The following is an 18,186-nucleotide window of genomic DNA, read 5'->3' on the forward strand; positions in this document are numbered from 1 at the left end:
TACCTTTATCTTGATAATCGGCTCTTTCCGCAGCCCTGACTCCTTTGGCATTGCGGGGTGAACAGTATGGCAGTCGAGTGGGTGGTAATGGGGCCATGCCTGCAAAGTTGCAACTTTTTGCTCTGATACCTGCAGTGTTGCACGTTTGGCCCCATAGACTCCCCACAAACCGTGGCCTCTCAACTTGAAACGATTTAAGCATGGCAGCATTGTCTGGCCTTCGCCCGTTATCCAGCCTGCGTCTGTAAGCCCGTGTGTACTCCGGCGAGGGCACCGAAGATCCCGTCGATGACGTTGTCCTTGCCTGCAAAGAGCCCGTCAGGGCCGCCAGCGTGGAGATAGCTGAACGGCGCTTCGTAGAGGGCCGCGGCGTCCATGACCCCGCGGGCGGTGAGTTGGTCGATAATCAGTTCGACAAAGCGTATCTGGCTGGCAGTGAGGCTACGGTCGGCGAGGAAGCGGGAAAACGCTTCCTGGGCGGCGGCGCGGTCGAGGCCTACCAAGCTGCGCACGAACCATGGGAGCGACGGGGCGCCGCTCCGTTCCAGCAGATCGCTCAACAGCCGGGCGTCGCCCTCTCCTATCTCCACCAGGGTCTGCTCAAGCCCTTGCAGGTCAGTCGCGGTGAGGGGGATATTGCGGCGCAGGCGGTGGATTACCAGATGGTCCAGGTGGCTGCGCAGGAAGTCGTTGACCTTCTTCTCGTACTGGGCGCCGGTCATCTTCGGCAGGTAGACGACCTCCTCCTCGCGCACCCCGATGATCTCATCCTTGAAGTCCGAGTAGACCAGCGTCCGCTTCATCTGGCGATCGAGAAAGTGGATCAGATCCCGCAGACGCAACCGCATTTCCTCTACCACCAGCAGGTTGACACCGTCCCAGAAGCCCGGCTCCTGCAGGGCCGAGAGGTAGGCCAACTGCTGCCGTATGGCGGGAATGGTCGTCTTCTCCTGCAGGAGTTCGGCTATCTCCACAACCTTGGTGCGGAGGTCCTCGAACTTCCGCCTCTCCCCTTGCGCCAACGCCAACTGCATCCGCAGGGCGATCATGTCGAATTGCCGCGCCTCCAGGTCGTCGGGCTCCAACTCGGTCGGCAGGGTCGCCACCACCCGGTGGAGCGTCCCGTGGTCCTCGTCACTCAGCGCTTCCCACACCTTGGGATCCTGGAACCGTTCCACCGTCTGCAGGTGCATACGAACGATGAAGTTCTCCCTGTTCATGGCCGCCACGATCCCGTGCAGGCCGGTTACCAGGGAGGCGCCGAGCTCCTTCTCCGGATCGAGGGCCGGTTCCCGCTTCAGGTGAGCCAACAGTTCCACCCTGGCGCGGAACAGGCGGGTGCTGAGGGGCGCGCTGTCGCTCCCCTTGATCCCCTCCGGGTTCTCGCGGAAGAAGTCGAAGTTGGCGCAGAAGTCGAAGATGCGGAAATCCTGCTTGTCCTCCCCCGGCCCGAACAGTTCGGGGCAGAGGCGGGTCCCCCGGCCGATCATCTGCCAGAACTTGATCTTGGAGTACACCGGCTTGAAGAAGACCAGGTTCGCCACCTCGGGGACGTCGATCCCGGTGTCGAGCATGTCTACGGAGATGGCGATGTGCGGCGCCTTCTCCTTGATGGAAAAGTCGTCGATCAGGCTCTGGGGGTACTTCACCTGGTTGTCGATCACCCGGGCGAAGTGCCCCCGGTAGTGCGGGTAGTGGTGGTCGAAGCGCTCTTCGATTGCGATGGCGTGTTCGTGGCTGCGGGCGAAGATGATCGTCTTGGCCAAGCGGTCGCCGCCGTCCACCTTGTGACCGTGCTCCATCAGGTACTGCAGCACCTTGTCAATGGTGTCGGCGTTGAAGAGCCAGTTGTTCAGCGCACCCGGCTCGACCTTCTTGGGGTCCCGGACGTTGACGTTGTCCCCCCAGTCCAGGCTCTCCCACTGTTCCTGCTCGTCCGTGCTCAGCTCGTCGTAGTGAATCCCCTTGAGCGGATACTTGAGGTCGACCTGCTGCACCCGGGGAGGCACGAGGAAGCCGTCCCGGACCGCCGTCTCCAGTTCGTAGGCGTCGGTCGGCACCCCCTGCTCCAGCTCGAAAAGATCGTAGGTGTTGCGGTCCACCTCCTCCCGCGGGGTGGCGGTGAGCCCGACCAGCAAGGAATCGAAGTACTTGAAGATCGCCCCGTAGCGCTGGTAGACCGAACGGTGCGCCTCATCGATGATCACCAGGTCGAAGTGACCGACCCCGAAGCGCGCCGTTTCACCGTCGGTGGCATCTATGAGATTGAGCATGGTCGGATAGGTACAGGCGTAGACCCGCCCTTCGGTCTCCTTCTCGGTGACCAGGTTGACCGGGCTCGCCTCGGGGAGGTGCTTCTTGAAGGCGTTCACCGCCTGGTTGACCAGGGAGACCCGGTCGGCGAGGAAGAGCGCCCGCTTCACCCAGCCGCAGCGCTGCAGGAGATCCACCAGGGCGATAGCGGTACGAGTCTTGCCGGTGCCGGTCGCCATGACCAAGAGCGCCTTGCGCCGGGCCTTGGAAATTTGCTCGCAGATGCTGCCGATGGCCCGCTTCTGATAGTAACGCTCCACGATGGCGTCCTTGATCCCGGCAACGTTGAGGCTTGCCTTCAGGGTGCGCTGCATGATCAGGCGGTGCAGCTCGTCCTTCTTGTAGAAACCAGCCACCCGGCGGGGGGGATAGGCGCAGTCGTCCCAGATCCAGATGTCGTAGCCGTTGGTGAAGAAGATGACCGGTCGCTGGCCGTGCATCTGCTCCAGGCAGTCGGCGTAGAGCTTGGCCTGCTGTTTCCCCACCACGGGATCGACGCTGGTCTTCTTCGCCTCCACCACCCCCAGCGGTTTGCCGTCATCCCCCCAGAGGACGTAATCGGCGTAGCCAACGCCTTTCGCGTTGGGCATGCCGGTCACCTCGTACTCAGTATCCCGGCCGTTGGTCTTGTCCACCGGCCACCCCGCCCGGTGTAGATCGAAGTCGATGATGTAGTGGCGGGTTTCGGCTTCGGTGTAGTTGTGGGTATCGGTGCTCTGCTCCGCCCGGGCGCGTACCTGCGCCAGCTCTTCGCGCAGCTTTTGCAGCTCGGCATCGAGGAGGTCCCGCGCCTGCTGCTCCTGCAGCCGCTGCCGGCTCTCTTCCTCAAGCTTCCGTTCCAGCTCGGCCAACTGCTTCTGCGAGGCCGCCCCCTCCCCTGCCGCGGCCGGCTTGGGGATCAGGGCATCATGCCAAATGATCGTCCCCGTAACCGCGCCGGGGGTATAGGTCCGCGCCAGCCAGTAGCAGAGGTGGTGGAGTTCCTTCACCACCTGCAAGGCATCGAACTGGCGGATTGCCCGGGTGCCGTGCACCGCCTGGTTCCCCACCTTCTGGATCACCCGCGCCTTTTGGAAGACCGCCTGCGGCAGAGTGCGCTGAAAGGTCGGCTCGTGGAGAAGCGCCCCAAGACTGTCGTCGTACGGCATGCGCAGGGAGCTGTCGTGACGGTAGAGCCACTTCACCGCTGCCTCCAGACCAAGGCGGGCGTAGAAGCAGGCCGAACGGGGGTCAGCAAGAATATAGCCTTCCGCCCGGCTGGCCGAATCTGCGATGTCGCGAAATTCCTTCGGAAGGAAGGCAAAGTTGCTCATTGCTACAGGTCTCCGTTGAAGGCCCGGTGCTGGAGGGAGGCGAAGAGGGTGTCGAGTTCGGCTAGATGGGCGCGGAGCCAGTTTTTTTGTTGCTCGACGGATTCTACGACGGCGGCGAAGCGGCGCTGAAGCGCGAGAGGAGGCAGCTTGATTGGAAACTTGCCCAACTCAGTAATCTGAAGATGTGGCATTGCAGCGCCTTTGTCCATTTCCATGATTTTTCTCTGTATCCTGTAGTTAACGATGTATCCCCACAGATACTCAGGTACAACTGATGATCGATCAGGACGAACCAAAGCTACCGCTTGACTTATGCAGAACGGTAATTTGGTCTTCACCAAGGCGCAGCGCCCTCGAATCGCTCCGTCCTTAGTAATCAGAAGATCACCTGGTTCTGGTTTGCATTTGTCCGTCAGTTGCTCGAACTGCGTAGGAGTTGCAAAATGGCAGTTTTCAAAATCGATTTCCCCCTGACGAACATTTTTCGCTGTAATAATGGGAATACCTTCGCGAACGTGTTCCATTGGGCAAGTAAACCCATAAGTAATCCGGCTCGTCACCTCAAAAAAGCTATGTACATTTTGAGGTTTAGAATGAATTACGGGATCGCCGAACATGTCGAGGAAGGTCGATCGAAGCAGGGTGTCGAGCTGGGCGAGAGATTCGCGGCGTTTGGTTCGCAAAGCATCGGCCGCATCGAGAATTGCCGCAATCCGCTTCTGCTCTTTGATAGGTGGGAGGGGAATTTCGAGTGTTTTTAGGGTGGACGCGTTAACTCCGGGCTGTGCTGCCCCTCTTGCCCCTTTCGTGATTTGATTCCAGTAGTCTTCGGTCTGGAAAAAATGGCTCACATAGCAGGGGTCAGCCTTTTGGTCGAGTCGAACACGAATCAAATAGGAAGCAAAAACTGTGTCCTCTGGACACTCCTTAATCAAATAGCTCTTTCCTGTCGTTGCCCCAGTTCTTGCGAATACTATGTCACCGCAACGCACTCTAGAACTTTTGAGTTCCTTCTCACTACATTCACACCAAGGAACGGTTTCCCAGTTCACACATCCACCTTGAATGTCGGTGATTCTTAGGAATCTGGGTCCAATTGCTGATTCGCAAGCGGACGCAGTAACCCCATAGTCAATACTTTGGGCTATCTGACTTAGGGCTACTCGCATCCCAATAGCCCCTCCAACTCCTTCACCCCCTGGCTAATCTCCTCCTCCAGCCTTGCTAACCGCTGCAAAATCACCCTGGGCGCATCGTGCTCGACTGCCTCGTACTCAACTTCCTTGTAGCGGTTGAGGGAGAGGTCGTAGTCGTTGGCTGCAATGTCCGCCTTGGGGACGAGGAAACTCCGGTCGGTACGTTGACGGCAAACCTCGCCGGAGCGGTTCTGCCAACGGGCGAGGATGTCTGGGAGGTCACTCTTTTCCGGCTGGGGGTTGCGCTTATCGTCGAGGGAGAACCCATCGGACTGCATGTCGTAGAACCAGACCTGATCGGCGCCGCCGGAGTTGGTCTTGGTAAAAAAAAGAATGGCGGTGCTGACCCCGGCGTAGGGCTTGAACACCCCCGAAGGCATGGAGATGATGGCGTCGAGCTTCTGCTCCTCCACCAGCTTTTTCCGCAGGGCCTTATGGGCCGTGCTGGAGCCGAAAAGCACGCCGTCGGGGACGATGACCGCCGCCCGACCACCGCTCTGGAGCAGACGCAGAAACAGGGCCATGAAGAGAAGCTCGGTCTTCTTCGTCTTGACGATCCGCTGCAGGTCCTTCGCGGTGGACTCGTAATCGAGGCTCCCTGCAAAAGGGGGATTGGCCAGGATCAGGGAGTACTTCTCGGCATCGTCGTCATCGCTCTGGGCGAGGGAGTCGCGGTAGCGGATGTCGGGGTTCTCCACTCCGTGCAGGAGCATGTTCATGCTGCCGATCCGAAGCATGGTGGAGTCGAAGTCGTAGCCGTGGAAGGTCCCCTCGTTAAACCTGAGGCGGGCCGCCTCGTTGCCGTAGATCTCGCCGCTGTGGTGTTTAAGCAGGTATTCAGAGGCCGCGATCAGAAAGCCGGCGGTGCCGCAGGCCGGGTCGCAGATCCTGTCTTTGGGGGTGGGCGCCATCATCTCAACCATCAGCTTGATGATGTGGCGCGGGGTGCGGAACTGGCCGTTCTGCCCGGCAGTGGCGATCTTGCCGAGCATGTACTCGTACAGGTCCCCTTTGGTATCGGCGTCGGCCATGTCGATGCTGTCGAGCTGATCGACTACGTTGGCCAGGACGCGCGGGGTCGGCATCATGAAGAGGGCGTCCTTCATGTGGTGGGTGTAGGTGGAGCCCCCTTCGCCGTCCTCCTCCCCCTTCTGTCCAAGGGTCTTGATAAAGGGGAACACCTCGTCGCGCACCAAGGTGAACATCGTCTCCGGCGCAGTCTCCTTGAACCGCGACCAACGCAGGTGGTCCTGGTCCGGACGGAAGACCGGCTCCTCGATAGGGTTGCCGGTACGCGCCGCCTTGTGCTCCTTGAGAGTGTGCAGCTCGTCGAGCCGCTTGATGAAGAGGAGATAGGTGAGCTGCTCGATGACCGAGAGAGGGTTGGATATGCCGCCGGACCACATGGTGTCCCAGATGCGGTCGACTTTAGATTTGATCTCGCCGGTTATCATGAAATTCCTTATAAATCATTTGCTGGGTAAGTGCATTAGAGGGGTTTAGTAAGTAAACCTGCGACAATCTATTGCAATTTACTGTCTGAGGCAAGCCGATCTTTAAAGAACTAACTGCCTGGTGAATAAATCGGATTCTCATTACAGGAACCGGTTTTTTATCCACTCCGTTTGACGCTAGCACACACCACAGAGACCACACTAGAGACCACACGACAGAGAATAAAAAGTAGGGGTTACAGCTAAAAGCCGTAACCCCTACTTTTTAATGGGAGATAGTCGGTCTGATTAGTGAGGCGACATGGGGAAAGGACAGTACAGATGATTATTCTTAAGGTGCCGGTGTGAATTTGGCTTTGGAGGCAATCTCCAAAGCTAGCATTTTTTGAGATGGTTTATCTGCCGGCCATCCTTTGACAACAGCATGGTTGGGGTTCCCGATATTCTGTTCTGTTGGAGGTATCGGGTCTGGCAGGATATGGAGGTTCATTCGGTTGTAGTCTGAGGCGAGGTTATCAGCACGACCGTAAAGCGTTTTTTCTCTCTCCAGGGCAACACCGGCGCCTATCTCCCAAAGATTCTCTTCGCTCAACTCCAAATGTCTTGTCACAGACAGATCATCGTGTGGATGGGGGATGAAGGCATCCTGCTTAACAGTATTACTGGCTCGGCGAATATAGCTGCTCTGGACGATAAAGCGTGCCAGCGTTTCGGTTTCGCACACCTCTTGATCAACGTTAGCAGTCGTCACGCAGAAGGAACCGTCTTTATCAAGTCAAGAATGCGGGCGGGGATGCTTCCTAAAAATGCCTCAGACCCATAGGCCCTGCTGCTCCCAAAAAGCCCAGCATAGTGGAGCATTCCATCGGGGGCTATGCTAATAGACAGGACTTGACGGGGTGCATGGTACCATTCAAAAGTGACGTGACCATCAGGCTCGGCACCAATAGATGGCATCCGTGACCCAAGAGGAAGAGCGATTAGGAACAGCCGCGCAGCCTGGTAGGTCTCCTCAAGAACAGGGAATGCGCCATATCCATCCCAGTTCTTGTCTTTACACTCACTGTAGATGGCCTGTAATTCTTGATCCGGCTGGTCAAGGCCGAATATCTTTGCACTTTGCAGATGTTTCCGGTTGGAGACTGTTTTTTCAGTAACGAATCTTGCCACCGGACTTTGTGCCGACGACATCGGTATGGGAGAAAACCCAATAGTTGCACTGATTGCACCGATTGCCAGTGATTCGACTATCATTTCAGATCCTCCAGAGCGGCTTCGGAGATGCTACCGAAAAATACCCTGTTCTTTAACCACCGCATTTCCTGAAGCATTTTAGGAATAAGGTCCTCACTGAAATTGCGTACAAAATGAGTAAAGACGTCTATATCCACTATGATGCTGAACCCAGCCCCTGGCTCTTGTGGCTCCTGTATGGTACGAACCAGCGTCACTGCATAAGGGTGTGGAGGGGCAGCAAAGGTCTCTTGATGCAGGAACCCTAGGAAAGGTAGGCTAAGACCTTTCGGAGGCTTGGGTGCTGAGTTGAGATAGCGCTCAAAGTCACCATCGCCCGGTTTAAGATCAATTTTATTGATGAACCGAAGCCCGAGTCTTGTTATTTCCTCCGGCTTAGCTAGAAGTCGATAGATTCCCCACAGTTTCATGGCCTCATCAAAAAACATTTCCCACTGGTCATACGGCGCAAGCCGACTAAAAGAAAAACCGGTACGGCCGAACTGGGCTATCTTGTTGCCTTCGTTGGTTGTGAACCTGAGGCCCTTCCACGTTAAGGTATGTTCCAGAGGGGGGGGGGCTTCACCTTGGAGGTTCAGGTGCTGTTTGATCTGAACCTCCTGATGGGAATCTAAATATCTGTACCCCTCTAGTAGGGGGGTAAGGTGGTTGAGGGCGGACTTCTCGTCAAAGTTCTCAGTCGCCACAGCCCGAAGGTCAATGACCGCTTCCGCGACAGGTGCCAAGCTAAGATGTTGGAACTCCTCCCTGGTATCTATCGTTATATTGGGTAGGGTAGCGCTCATGCGGTTATTTATAACAGGATTTTGGGAGTGTGCATACTGTTTAATGCATCTTGGGTGCGTAACCGTTTCATACGGGTCCCCATTCTTTATCGACCCACTTAGAGGAGGAAAAGGAGGAAAAGGGGACAGAAGGAGGAAAAGGGGACAGGCTGCTTTTCGATAAAGCCCCAATGAGCGAAACTATCAGGGGCACACCAAGGGGCAGGTCCAGACATTGGACATTTGCCACCCCGAGGGGGGCTGATGACTTCAGTACAACTCCTGCTGGCCGATGACGGAGGGGAGCCACTTGGGGGACTTGATCCGGAGCTGTTTGTTCACGTTCATGCGACCGAAGACGACTTCTATGTCGCTAACCTTGACGCCGAATTGTTCGGCGAGGAAACGGACCATGTGGTCGGTGGCGCGTCCGGCGAGGGGAACGGCTGTCACGCTTACGCAGAGTTGATGGCCCTTTACCTTGCCGATGGCGTCACGGTTGGCGTTGGGGGTGCCGAGTATGTTGAGCACCAGGGTGTCGCCTTCCCAGGTGTAAAATGGTTTCTTCATTCGGAAGGGCCCCTTGAACCCTGAAGCCTGAGTGGGGGGAGGCGGGAAGGTGAATGCTGATATGCAAAAGGGCCGGTCATAATGACCGGCCCTTTTTTAAATGGCGAGATAGTCGGTCTAACTGAAGCTGCAAGTAACTGTTTTTGCAACATCAATTTGCCAGGCTTGTTTCCGGCATACCTCAAAGGGTAACTCCAAAAATAATTCTTATCTATTTCCGAGCATGACGAACAGGAACATCAGTGATCGTGGCTTTGGTGATCTCGCCGCGAACCTTAACACCTTCAATCATGAGACGTACAGGTTCGCGGCTCCGTAAAGCCGCTTCGAGGATTTTCCAGACCTCGTCCTGGGAGATAATCAGGGAGTCGTCTAGTCGAGCCGTGAACATCCCCTCCATGCCGTCGTTGACTTTTACTTCGAAATGGTCCGACTTTGAGTTGTCGATTTTTACCACTCGGTACTCTCCGGAGAGATTAACTTCCTCAGAGACGGATCTCGTAGCTCGTGCCAACTTCTGTGCTTCTTGTCCCTTGATCTTAGTGCCCGACATCTGTAGCGTCTTCGCCGTGCTCGCTGCCTTGAGTACCTTGTTGTAGACTTCTTCGGCGTCAGCTTTGGTAAATGCGACCTGCGGCTCATGCTTCATGGCGTCGGCGAAGATTTTCATCCTCTGGGTTTCTTGATCTCCGGCCAGTTGCCGCATCTCAATCCCCTTCATCTCCTTCTGGCTTTCCAGATATGCCTTAAAGGCGGAGTGGCTGGTCCACATCAAAGCACCAGAGACAATAATTATGGTCGCTTGCTTGCCAGTCATCTTCCCTGCCACCCCCTTCACAAACTTCTCTACGATCTTCTGGAGGTTGATTTTGTATTCAGAACTCCCTGGAGATACCTGCACGAAAAGCTCGATCTGTTCCTTGTCCTCGTTGGTTATCCCCCGTGCAGTGGAGTAATTATAGTACAGTCTTGCGTAGGTGCGGTTGATATTCTTCTGCAGTTCGATAAAAGCTTCCATCATCTTCGTAGACAGGTTGGAGCTGAACTGGTCACCAACCAGTTTGATGTCCAGGACTGGCCAGTTATCAAACTTGATGTCGAAGGCACTTAGCTCCTTTACGGAACATGCTTCTTTTAGCAGCGCCCACGCGTCGTCTTCGTTTCTGATTACCCATTCAGCTGAACTCACTCGGTCCCCCATCTCTCATATTGGACTTTACAGGACAACAGTGGGCTTTTAACATGAACAATCGTGAAAAGCAATTGACAGTTAATTTATATAGGCAAAGAATGAGAGTTACGGGCCATTTCTCTCCGTGGGTAGAGTGAGGGGGGCTGCAGGAGCGCGATGCTGCTGCGCTCCACCCCCCTTCGGCCTATTTGTCCTCGCCGTAAATCATCTTTGAGATATCAGCAGCCCTCCAACACGTGGTCCGCGGCCCGAGTTTTATCGGCTGTGGGAAACGGCCGGTCCTTACCCCTTCCCACCAGGTGCTCTTAGAGACGGGGATAAACTGCAACACGGTTGACAGCCGGACCAAACCGGTCAAGGGAAGCTCATTGCTCACCGGAACAGCTGGAGCCGGGGCTTGCTCGAGGTTTCTACGCGTGGTCATGATGCCTCCCGAACAGTTCCATTTGCTCCTCGTTGTGAGCACCAGCGGCCAGCCGCCCATGTGCGGAGAGTTCGCCGATCAGGTCTCCGATGTAGGATTGAACCCTCTCCAGGGATTCCAGGAGTCGGGGATCCCCGTTCGCTACCCTTTCCAGCCGGCGGACCGTGTCGGCTGCCCACCGCGCGGCCTGGGACCAATCTCCTCCGTCGGCCGCCCTGTCGTGTTCCCTATCTCGGCCCAGTTGCCGCTTTGCCCCTTGGAGCGTGAGTTCGCCTGCTCCCATGGCGCTCATCTTGTCTGGAGCCTCCAGCGCGATCCGCTTGACATCGGACACGTAGCGGCCAGAGACGCCGACCATAGCGGCGGCCTGGTCCCGGGAGTCGCCCCAAGCTTCCGGCAACATTTCCGGAACTGATCCCTCAGGTTTTCTCTTCTGCCTCTCCCGGGCCTTTTCTTCAAGCACCGGCAGCAGGCGGTACGCTACCACCGCCCGCTGCGTTGCCGTCAGGTGCCGTCGCCTCAGGTTCAGCCCCAGGATGAATTCAAGCAGATCGCCCCGCTGGTCCCACTCTTCGCACCAAGGCTGCACTCCCAGCTCAAGGCAGGCCCGGTAACGGTGACGGCCGTCGACGATCAGCCCTTGATGGAGCCATATAGGGGACAGTTGACCACGGGCGGCGATATCGTCGCGCAGGGCTCGAAAGCTACGCTCGTCCAGGGCTGGGAGGAGCGCCGATAGGGGATGAAGCCCGACAACGCCCTTTGGGGGATCGCTGCTGACAGGGCCGCTCCTCGTCACGATTTCATGGTCATAGCCCATACTGCCTACCTCCCACCGATCTGTTAATGATGGTCTGGATCTCTTCGCTTCGGGCACGACCGTCCGCCTCACGCAGCACCCGGTGCAGCGCTCCCCCGCCAGCCAGATGGTGGCGCCTGATAGCCTCCACAACCGCCTCGGCCTGCACCTCTGGAAGCCTTCCCTCGATGACATAGCGGATATGCTCGGCGCTCCAATGTGCGTGCATCGCGGCCACGTACGGCCCCGGGTGGAGAGATGGGAGCTTCCCGCAGTCGTGCCCCAGCCCGGCAATGACTGCGAGGACTTCGATGACCCTACCGGCGGCGAGCACCCTGCAAATGGTCGCTACGTTGATGCTGTGCTCCAACAAGGTAACCTGCCCCTGGAGGCCATACTGCCCAATCGCCCGGTAACGGCTCCGGACCGAGCTCTCTAAGCCGTCGGCGTCCAGCAGGCAAAGGATGTCGAAGATGATTCCGAGGTGCCCGTTCGGCATCCCGCGGCACGCCGACCAGAACTCCTGGCTTATCTTGTAGTTGAAGGAGATCTCAGACACGGCCACCTCCTTCCGCCGTCTGCCCCTGGCCGCGCCTGACACGGTTGTAGGCGACCTTTTTCAGCCTCTTGACCTCAGCACGGGTAATATCCGCCGGCAGGCCAAATTTCCCCTCCAGGTGCAGGATCATGTCGGCCACGGTGCTCACGGAGCTGCCGTAGCCTTTCCCCTTTTCTCCCGGGCGTGGAGCATTGAAATCCTGTTCATGCTGGTACTGCAGCATGTAGGAGTCCAACACATGGCGCTGCCATTTGGTGAGAAGACCATCGGATGGTACCGGATGCACGAGTGCCTCCCTTCTGGCCTTCGGGAGCCGTGCAAGGGCTGCCCTTAGGATATCTTCTGACCCGAGCGCCAGTTGGATCGCGCCAGCGGCCGCCCGGTGTTCAGGGGTGCAGTCGGCCAGGTCGCGCGGAAGCACCCCGCGCTTTTGCAACTCGAAGAGCGTGCTGACCGGTAGGCCAGTCTTCTTTGCAAACTCGCGGTACAGCGTCCGGGCCGTCCGGACATGTTTTGGAGGATCGACCTCCTCCAAGGAACCGCAGGTCAGGCAATAAGCGAACCCGCGGAAGTGGTCGGCGGCCAGGGGGATGTTGAGGTGCCCGCATGAACCGCAGGTGAAGGCGCGCTTCTTCATTTGATGCCTCCTTTGCCGTTCAGCGGAGTGACATAGCACAGACCCGCAAGCCCGGTAAGACGGCGGGCCTGGACCACCTGGGCCAGGGGAGGCACCCCCTCATATTCTTCGCCCCAAAAGAACGCCGGGGAAATGGGGATAAGCCAGTGATCCTGGTCGGTCGAAGGTTGATAGCCATGGCCCAGGCAGATTCGGAACTTGCCACAGTAGTGGCTCGGGCTGGTAAGGAGCGCCTCTTCTATGGCGCCGACGGTCTTGAGCTTGTCCACGACACATGCGACGATCGCGCGGCGGTGGTGGGTGAACGCGGGATCAGAGCCCCAGTCAAGGCCGGGGAGAGCGGCGACGGCGACTTCATACACCAGCCACGGCGCGAAGTAGCAGAGGGCCGAGTCCATAAAAGCACCAGTGCTCTTTCTGTTCTTGGGTGAGTGGATTTTCCTGGAGAGGTCCACCCTCCAGAGGTCGACCGTGAGCCGCTCGAGATCTGGCAGCCGCAGAGGTTTCTGGTAGGGAACTTTGCTTGGCATGTTGCCTCCTTCAAAGGGGTTTCTCTTGTATGAACGGGACGGCAACCCCCCTTGATGCTTTTCAGCGGCCTTCAGGGCGTATCAAAAGGAGGACGAGGAGATCGTGGGGAGATGGTTGAAAGATGGAGATGTGGGAGAACCAGAGATCTTTTTAGGGGATCAGCAGTGGTGTCATCATCCAATGAGATTTTGGAGACCATGATTGGGGGAGGAAAAATTTTCCGGATGGGGGGCCGGTGAGGGTTTGGAGAGCCGTACAAGATGGGGGGGCAACATCAGCAGCGCTTGACTACCAGGTTATGCCCGGGACAGTCGAGACAAATCAGGCAGGTCGGAGATGCTCTTGAGGACGCTCCCGTAAGGGATCGCTCGTGACGGGCCCCCCCATTGCCGCGGCCGTGCCGACATGCCGAACACCACCGAACTCTCGCGATCCTGGGCCACGGTTACCACCCCCTGTTCCTTGATGGCCTAAAGGCCTGGGTGCCGTCACTCCCCATCCCGGAGAAAAGCACCTCGGCCCCGGCTGCCGAAGCGGAGTGCCACAGGGCGGAAGAGGGCGCAGACCTGGCGCGACTTCTGGGAGGTGAGGTCGGTGGTCTGGCGGACCTCCTGCACGGTGCCGGTCTCGGAGACCGAGGCGGCGGTCTGTGCGGAGCTGGAAACGAGCTCGGAGAGGTCGGTCATGAGGTCGTCGGCCGAGCGGGCCAGTACCATGAGCGTTTCCCGGGTTTGAGGCACTCCGAAGGTGAGACCAAGGAGTGCCCGAAGTGGTGGGGGAGGGGACGGGAGGGTCTGCAGGGGCTGTCGACCGGCGGTTCTTTAGCGGGGGCGATAATACCGAACGGAGGGTAGGTGATAGTACGTGCAGGGGCAGCCGGGGGCAGAGCAGGGGATTGAGCAGCAACCAGGGCTGGGGGGGCTGGCGTCAATCTTTGGGCTTGGCGGATGCCTTCAGGGCCGCCATGGGGTCGCCGTAGGAGCCGGTCTTGCGGATCGTGGGGAGAACTTCGCCAGTCACCCACTTTTTGAAGCGCTTGGCTTCCGGCTTGCGGCTGGTCAGAATCAGGGAGTAAAGGCCGGATTCGTTGATAACGTTGACCAGTTGTTGGCCTCCGGGGGTCGTGATAATGTCACTACCCTTTTCATCATCATCTAACCGAGCAACTGCATGGTGGGGCTGTGACACGTCCAGCACACCGCACACATCCGCCGCCACAAACCACGGCTCGCCGTCCTTCATCACCGTGCGGACCTGCTGGGACTCGAATTGAAAACGGCGGTTGCTCATGGTCCTCCGATTCACGCAGGATTCACGCCACTTTCGGGGCTAGGGAGGAGGCAAGGGCATCCAAGTCTATCCGGGTTGTGATCTCGTCAGCTATTGCGACGAGGTCTTCCTTTCTCAATCTCATGCCCCCTCCCAGCGCTTCCAAATTCCAGCGTTAAGGCTATGAAAATTCCTCGGACATGGTATCCGTCGCCCCTATGCTACAGAACACAGGGTTGCCAGTGTGCCCTTCCGAGTTTCCTCTTGTTCATTAGCAACCGAGCGTGTAGTTTGCCGCCATTCCAGCATGGAAAGGAGTATTTCCCTCATGGCTTTCCGCTTCAGGAAGACTATTAAGGTGCTGCCGGGTGTGTCAGTTAACCTGGGCAAGACAGGAGTGTCGGTATCTGCAGGTGTCAAAGGTGCCAAGGTAACAGTGAATAGCAAGGGTGTCAGAAAAACGGTTGGAGTGCCGGGGACGGGGTTGTCTTGGACGGAGTACCAGAGCCATGGCAGCCGGCGGGATCAGCCATCAGCCAATGTCCAATCACCGGCGCCAACCGGCGGGTATTCCACTCCAGGGAAAATTCTGGCCGCCGTGGTGTTCCTCATGATGTTGGCAACTTGCGTTGCAAAGATGCCGAAGTAGGCTCCGCGTCGGAATTCGGGTTGTAAGGCCACCTAAAATCGTTGCGTGAGCAGACGTTTGCGATAGGAGGAACAATGTCTGATCTTTATGATGAGCAAAGGCGGGAAGGCGCGGCGATGATTGTTTCTGAGGCCCACAGAATGGCAGATGCCAAAGGGATTAAGTTGACCTCGTCGACCTTTGACGGGGGACTGCCGTTGAAGAACCGAGACGCCCATATCCTAACTTTGGCCACAGGTGGGAAAGCGGTGGAGGTCCGGTTCTCTGATGAGATGTTGGCTGATTTCCCCGGTGGAGTCGGCACGCGGCCAACCCTGGACAAAATCCTCATCGGAATTAACGAACTGGCGGCTGTATGTTTTTGAAAAGGACGATATCACAGTAGGAGTTCCAGCCGAATGACGGACATCAGCGCCTGGTACATCCTCTCTTTTCGTCCGGCGCGTCGGTGTCGGTTGACCTGAAACCTCAGGAGACGGATCTGCTCGGGAATCGGCACCAGGTAGCACCTCATCCGCTTCCCGGCGATCCGCACCAACGGAAGGCTGGCCCCGCAACTCTTGCGCCGGATGGCTCATGGAGCAGGGGGGAGAGGTCCTAATGGTGGTGTCCCGAGGGCCGGTGTACCGGCTGGCTTCGTCAGAGTTGGCAATGGAGAGAGGATCATCTGTGGCTTCCGAGAAACACCCGGTCGAGCTCCGACAGCGGAATCTGCCAGGCCCGCCCCACCTTCTGGGCAAACAGGACGGACCTCGCAACCTTGTCCGGAACATTGCCCTTTCCTCTGTACCGCTTGGTCATTGCATAGCCGCGAAGACACATTTTGCGAAAGAGTGTCACCGGGATTCCTGAGTGACGCCTGGAGGCCTCCTCGCAACTCATCGTCACCGCCTCGATCTCCTTCATTACGATGATTTCCCGGACCTGGGCGGCGGGCTTTACGGGCCGCGCCTTCCCGGGACGCTTGGGGTGCTCCAACAGCCAGGCATCAACATCTTCCTGCCGGTATCGCACGTTACCCCGGCGCCCCTCTCCAAACTTCAGAAAGGGGATCCCGGCCATGCGCTTCCTCATGTGCCACAGTTGGGGAGCGGTGAGGCCCGTAACCTCCGAGACCTCCCGCTCCTTCAAGAGCTGCCCTTCCCCCAGATCCTCCATGTTTCCTACACCCCCTCCACGATGAAAAGGTAATCCTGACCGTATAGCCGGAAGTCCTCCGGGTCCATCGTCTCTTCGACGCCGAGGGCTACCGGTTTCATGTCCCCAGTGAACACCTTCATATCCCCCCGGGCCGCCTGGATGGCCTGGAGTTGGCGAATCATTTCAGATAGCATCTCAGGCTGCTTCATGCCGGATTTCCTCCTCGGTCAAATCGTCGCCGTCAGGTGTAGCCAACTCCGGACAACGCTCCTTTACCCACTCCGCCGCCTCCTCGAACTCCAGGGACAAGTTTTCAGCAACTTTAGAGAGACAGTGCATGACGCTCCAAAGTCCGTTCGTTTCTGCCTCCAGGATCGTCATGAAGTTGCGACCACATGGCTTGTTCAAACCTTTCTTGTTCGGCAGGCACACGACCAGCCCCCCCATAAAGTGCAGCGCCTCAGAAAGCTGCATAGCTGTTTCATGGTTCTGCCTCAGCGTGAACTCATTCACCACACCCATCGTCTCCCCCTATGCTTTGGGAAAAGGCCTGAGTGCTGTCTGTGGTTTCCATCGAACCACCCCCAGGCCTCGCGACAAGGGGACACTCAGGCCAACCGTTGGCATAGTGGGCTCCCTGAACCGCTTCGAAAAAGCGGCCAAACGGGAGGATGAAATTATAGACGGGAGGGATCATATAGCAAGAGGAAAAGCATTGCAAGTATTCCATATCATTGAATTTTTCCACGAAATGGAAGAATTTGACCACGATGTGGAATTGGTGTAACAGATGGATTTTGCAAGGGGGGGGACTCAATTAAGGAGGGGATTAGTTCTGGTGGAATCCACGGTGTGGAATAAGTAGGTGAGAAGAACATCAGGAGGAGAGCAGGGGCCCCTTTTATTTCATATGGGTTAGGAGGGGACTGTACAGGCAACAGTGCCCCGGTATCATCCCACCCCCCCACCCCTGGAGACCATGATCGCCCTCCCGGCCCGGGGCCCCCTCCCCCCCCCAGTACATGGGCAACATCGAGAACCGGGGCCAGAAAGAAAGCGAAGCTTCTCTTATGCTCCACTCGTACCCGAGTCGTGTCCAAGGCATCGACCATCAACGGTGATTGTCGGCGGATGGCTGGCGGTGTAGACCTCGCACCGCCCGTCGGCCAGGTGCCGGCAGGATCGGGCGAAGCAATCGGCGAACGGCTGGCCGCCAGGTGATGAAGTCGGTTCCTGTTCCATGGCGCCTCCTATTCCCTGGCCAGCGCGTTCTTAACGGCTTGGGCTGTCCACTCCTTACCGCGAGGTGTGGTGTACTCCTTCTTGTTTAACGCCCCGGCGATCCCATGAAGACTATTCCCTTCGGCCTGCAACCTCTCGATCATTGGCCTGACCCTCGCCGCAAGGGTGTCAGCCTTCGCGATCCGGGCGGCGACTGCCGCTGCTGCGCCTGCCTGTTGGATCTCAGGTGTGAATCCCTCTCCCTTCGCGTTCCCCAACCTCACACCCCGCTCCTTTGCGGCCTTGAGTGCGGTCTTCGTGCGCTGGCTGATCATCTCCCGCTCCTTCTCGGCGAGTGCGCCGAAGATGTGGACGGTAAACCGATCAGCGCCAGGAAGATCAACCACCATGAAGTCGACGGAGTTCTTTTGCAGGGTGGTTATGAAGGCGAGGTCGCGGGAAAGCCTGTCGAGCTTGTGGATTACGAGCCGGGCCCCGATCATCTGAGCATGCTGGATGGCCTCCTGAAGGATCGGGCGATCATCCCGCTTGCCGCTCTCAACCTCGACATAGCATTTGCTCTCGTCTGAGCAATTCACCAGCTCGCCGCCGACGCTGGCGACGTAAGAGAGGATGGCATCTTCCTGACCTTCCAGCCCAAGACCGGAACGCCCTTGCTTGCCAGTCGAGACCCTGCAATACCCGATGAATTTCATTGCCCTGCCCCCTGTATAAATTTCAATGACGTTCGTTACTGATATTTATACGCCGATCCACGAGAGAGTCAAGCGGAGATAATCGGCAAAATGCAGAGGCTCCATATTTTGCCTACAGCGGGGGGATTTGGTCTCAGGATAGGGAAAGGGTCGCGGTGGGGGACGTTAGGGCGGGAATCGGGCAG

21 protein-coding genes are annotated in these 18,186 nt (G+C 57.6%); 2 read left to right on the top strand and 19 right to left on the bottom strand.

Features of this window, described 5'->3' with window-relative positions; genetic code table 11:
• Positions 1–227 precede the first annotated feature (227 nt).
• The 15 genes from L4X63_RS20355 to L4X63_RS20425 form a co-directional block, all read right to left on the bottom strand.
• Positions 228–3,626, bottom strand: a complete 3,399-nt coding sequence (locus L4X63_RS20355) for a DEAD/DEAH box helicase family protein (protein WP_250680499.1) — start codon at positions 3,624–3,626, stop codon at positions 228–230.
• A 2-nt stretch (positions 3,627–3,628) separates the two neighbouring features.
• Positions 3,629–4,678 (bottom strand): restriction endonuclease subunit S, encoded by a 1,050-nt coding sequence (locus L4X63_RS20360; RefSeq protein WP_250680500.1) that lies wholly within the window; start codon positions 4,676–4,678, stop codon positions 3,629–3,631.
• 107 nt (positions 4,679–4,785) lie between these two features.
• Positions 4,786–6,276: a type I restriction-modification system subunit M gene (locus L4X63_RS20365; protein WP_250680501.1), complete on the bottom strand. Its 1,491-nt coding sequence runs from the start codon at positions 6,274–6,276 to the stop codon at positions 4,786–4,788.
• A 331-nt stretch (positions 6,277–6,607) separates the two neighbouring features.
• Positions 6,608–7,027 (bottom strand): hypothetical protein, encoded by a 420-nt coding sequence (locus L4X63_RS20370; RefSeq protein ID WP_250680502.1) that lies wholly within the window; start codon positions 7,025–7,027, stop codon positions 6,608–6,610.
• The gene (locus L4X63_RS20375; RefSeq protein WP_250680503.1) at positions 7,024–7,530 is read right to left on the bottom strand and encodes a hypothetical protein; all 507 of its coding nucleotides are present in this window, start codon (positions 7,528–7,530) and stop codon (positions 7,024–7,026) included. Before L4X63_RS20375 ends, L4X63_RS20370 begins: the two co-directional genes overlap by 4 nt.
• Positions 7,527–8,315, bottom strand: coding sequence for a TIGR04255 family protein (locus tag L4X63_RS20380; protein WP_250680504.1), 789 nt, complete (start codon positions 8,313–8,315; stop codon positions 7,527–7,529). The genes L4X63_RS20375 and L4X63_RS20380 overlap by 4 nt, the downstream gene beginning before the upstream one ends.
• Before the next feature lie 249 nt (positions 8,316–8,564).
• Positions 8,565–8,864, bottom strand: coding sequence for a DUF167 domain-containing protein (locus tag L4X63_RS20385; protein ID WP_250680505.1), 300 nt, complete (start codon positions 8,862–8,864; stop codon positions 8,565–8,567).
• 211 nt (positions 8,865–9,075) lie between these two features.
• The gene (locus L4X63_RS20390) at positions 9,076–10,053 is read right to left on the bottom strand and encodes a hypothetical protein (RefSeq protein WP_250680506.1); all 978 of its coding nucleotides are present in this window, start codon (positions 10,051–10,053) and stop codon (positions 9,076–9,078) included.
• A gap of 187 nt (positions 10,054–10,240) precedes the next feature.
• A complete protein-coding gene (locus L4X63_RS20395) occupies positions 10,241–10,540 on the bottom strand; it encodes a helix-turn-helix transcriptional regulator (RefSeq protein WP_502799931.1) in 300 nt (99 codons plus the stop codon).
• Positions 10,467–11,300: a ParB/RepB/Spo0J family partition protein gene (locus L4X63_RS20400; RefSeq protein ID WP_250680508.1), complete on the bottom strand. Its 834-nt coding sequence runs from the start codon at positions 11,298–11,300 to the stop codon at positions 10,467–10,469. Before L4X63_RS20400 ends, L4X63_RS20395 begins: the two co-directional genes overlap by 74 nt.
• Positions 11,290–11,838: an HD domain-containing protein gene (locus tag L4X63_RS20405; RefSeq protein ID WP_250680509.1), complete on the bottom strand. Its 549-nt coding sequence runs from the start codon at positions 11,836–11,838 to the stop codon at positions 11,290–11,292. Before L4X63_RS20405 ends, L4X63_RS20400 begins: the two co-directional genes overlap by 11 nt.
• The gene (locus L4X63_RS20410; protein WP_250680510.1) at positions 11,831–12,475 is read right to left on the bottom strand and encodes a hypothetical protein; all 645 of its coding nucleotides are present in this window, start codon (positions 12,473–12,475) and stop codon (positions 11,831–11,833) included. The genes L4X63_RS20405 and L4X63_RS20410 overlap by 8 nt, the downstream gene beginning before the upstream one ends.
• Positions 12,472–13,005, bottom strand: a complete 534-nt coding sequence (locus L4X63_RS20415) for a hypothetical protein (RefSeq protein WP_250680511.1) — start codon at positions 13,003–13,005, stop codon at positions 12,472–12,474. The genes L4X63_RS20410 and L4X63_RS20415 overlap by 4 nt, the downstream gene beginning before the upstream one ends.
• Positions 13,006–13,494: 489 nt before the next feature.
• Positions 13,495–13,722 carry a hypothetical protein gene (locus tag L4X63_RS20420; RefSeq protein WP_250680512.1) on the bottom strand — a complete coding sequence of 76 codons (228 nt, stop codon included), beginning with the start codon at positions 13,720–13,722 and terminating at the stop codon, positions 13,495–13,497.
• Between the two features lie 211 nt (positions 13,723–13,933).
• The gene (locus tag L4X63_RS20425) at positions 13,934–14,296 is read right to left on the bottom strand and encodes a BRO-N domain-containing protein (RefSeq protein WP_250680513.1); all 363 of its coding nucleotides are present in this window, start codon (positions 14,294–14,296) and stop codon (positions 13,934–13,936) included.
• Positions 14,297–14,603: 307 nt separating this feature from the next.
• Here L4X63_RS20425 and L4X63_RS20430 point away from each other — a divergent pair, with 307 nt between their 5' ends.
• Positions 14,604–14,924 carry a DUF4236 domain-containing protein gene (locus L4X63_RS20430; RefSeq protein ID WP_250680514.1) on the top strand — a complete coding sequence of 107 codons (321 nt, stop codon included), beginning with the start codon at positions 14,604–14,606 and terminating at the stop codon, positions 14,922–14,924.
• Positions 14,925–14,998: 74 nt separating this feature from the next.
• A complete protein-coding gene (locus L4X63_RS20435) occupies positions 14,999–15,289 on the top strand; it encodes a hypothetical protein (protein WP_250680515.1) in 291 nt (96 codons plus the stop codon).
• A 298-nt stretch (positions 15,290–15,587) separates the two neighbouring features.
• Here the strand turns inward: L4X63_RS20435 and L4X63_RS20440 are convergent, their stop codons facing one another.
• From L4X63_RS20440 to L4X63_RS20455, 4 genes are all read right to left on the bottom strand, one after another.
• The gene (locus tag L4X63_RS20440) at positions 15,588–16,082 is read right to left on the bottom strand and encodes a helix-turn-helix transcriptional regulator (RefSeq protein ID WP_250680516.1); all 495 of its coding nucleotides are present in this window, start codon (positions 16,080–16,082) and stop codon (positions 15,588–15,590) included.
• A 5-nt stretch (positions 16,083–16,087) separates the two neighbouring features.
• On the bottom strand, positions 16,088–16,246 hold the full coding sequence (locus L4X63_RS20445; protein WP_250680517.1) for a hypothetical protein: 159 nt from the start codon (positions 16,244–16,246) through the stop codon (positions 16,088–16,090).
• Between the two features lie 13 nt (positions 16,247–16,259).
• A complete protein-coding gene (locus L4X63_RS20450) occupies positions 16,260–16,586 on the bottom strand; it encodes a hypothetical protein (protein ID WP_250680518.1) in 327 nt (108 codons plus the stop codon).
• Between the two features lie 728 nt (positions 16,587–17,314).
• Positions 17,315–18,001, bottom strand: a complete 687-nt coding sequence (locus tag L4X63_RS20455) for a recombinase family protein (protein WP_250680519.1) — start codon at positions 17,999–18,001, stop codon at positions 17,315–17,317.
• Between the last annotated feature and the right edge of the window lie 185 nt (positions 18,002–18,186).

It is taken from the genome of Geomonas sp. Red32 (assembly GCF_023652955.1).
GTDB lineage: Bacteria > Desulfobacterota > Desulfuromonadia > Geobacterales > Geobacteraceae > Geomonas.

Bases quoted from the DNA above. Each gene is read 5' to 3' on its own strand.
- L4X63_RS20430 (WP_250680514.1), top strand. From the start codon at position 14,604: ATGGCTTTCCGCTTCAGGAAGACTATTAAGGTGCTGCCGGGTGTGTCA.
- L4X63_RS20365 (WP_250680501.1), bottom strand. From the start codon at position 6,276: ATGATAACCGGCGAGATCAAATCTAAAGTCGACCGCATCTGGGACACC.
- L4X63_RS20435 (WP_250680515.1), top strand. From the start codon at position 14,999: ATGTCTGATCTTTATGATGAGCAAAGGCGGGAAGGCGCGGCGATGATT.
- L4X63_RS20440 (WP_250680516.1), bottom strand. From the start codon at position 16,082: ATGGAGGATCTGGGGGAAGGGCAGCTCTTGAAGGAGCGGGAGGTCTCG.
- L4X63_RS20420 (WP_250680512.1), bottom strand. From the start codon at position 13,722: ATGGTACTGGCCCGCTCGGCCGACGACCTCATGACCGACCTCTCCGAG.
- L4X63_RS20450 (WP_250680518.1), bottom strand. From the start codon at position 16,586: ATGGGTGTGGTGAATGAGTTCACGCTGAGGCAGAACCATGAAACAGCT.
- L4X63_RS20445 (WP_250680517.1), bottom strand. From the start codon at position 16,246: ATGATTCGCCAACTCCAGGCCATCCAGGCGGCCCGGGGGGATATGAAG.
- L4X63_RS20400 (WP_250680508.1), bottom strand. From the start codon at position 11,300: ATGGGCTATGACCATGAAATCGTGACGAGGAGCGGCCCTGTCAGCAGC.
- L4X63_RS20380 (WP_250680504.1), bottom strand. From the start codon at position 8,315: ATGAGCGCTACCCTACCCAATATAACGATAGATACCAGGGAGGAGTTC.
- L4X63_RS20395 (WP_502799931.1), bottom strand. From the start codon at position 10,540: ATGGGCGGCTGGCCGCTGGTGCTCACAACGAGGAGCAAATGGAACTGT.
- L4X63_RS20425 (WP_250680513.1), bottom strand. From the start codon at position 14,296: ATGAGCAACCGCCGTTTTCAATTCGAGTCCCAGCAGGTCCGCACGGTG.
- L4X63_RS20455 (WP_250680519.1), bottom strand. From the start codon at position 18,001: ATGAAATTCATCGGGTATTGCAGGGTCTCGACTGGCAAGCAAGGGCGT.
- L4X63_RS20355 (WP_250680499.1), bottom strand. From the start codon at position 3,626: ATGAGCAACTTTGCCTTCCTTCCGAAGGAATTTCGCGACATCGCAGAT.
- L4X63_RS20415 (WP_250680511.1), bottom strand. From the start codon at position 13,005: ATGCCAAGCAAAGTTCCCTACCAGAAACCTCTGCGGCTGCCAGATCTC.
- L4X63_RS20385 (WP_250680505.1), bottom strand. From the start codon at position 8,864: ATGAAGAAACCATTTTACACCTGGGAAGGCGACACCCTGGTGCTCAAC.
- L4X63_RS20410 (WP_250680510.1), bottom strand. From the start codon at position 12,475: ATGAAGAAGCGCGCCTTCACCTGCGGTTCATGCGGGCACCTCAACATC.
- L4X63_RS20375 (WP_250680503.1), bottom strand. From the start codon at position 7,530: ATGATAGTCGAATCACTGGCAATCGGTGCAATCAGTGCAACTATTGGG.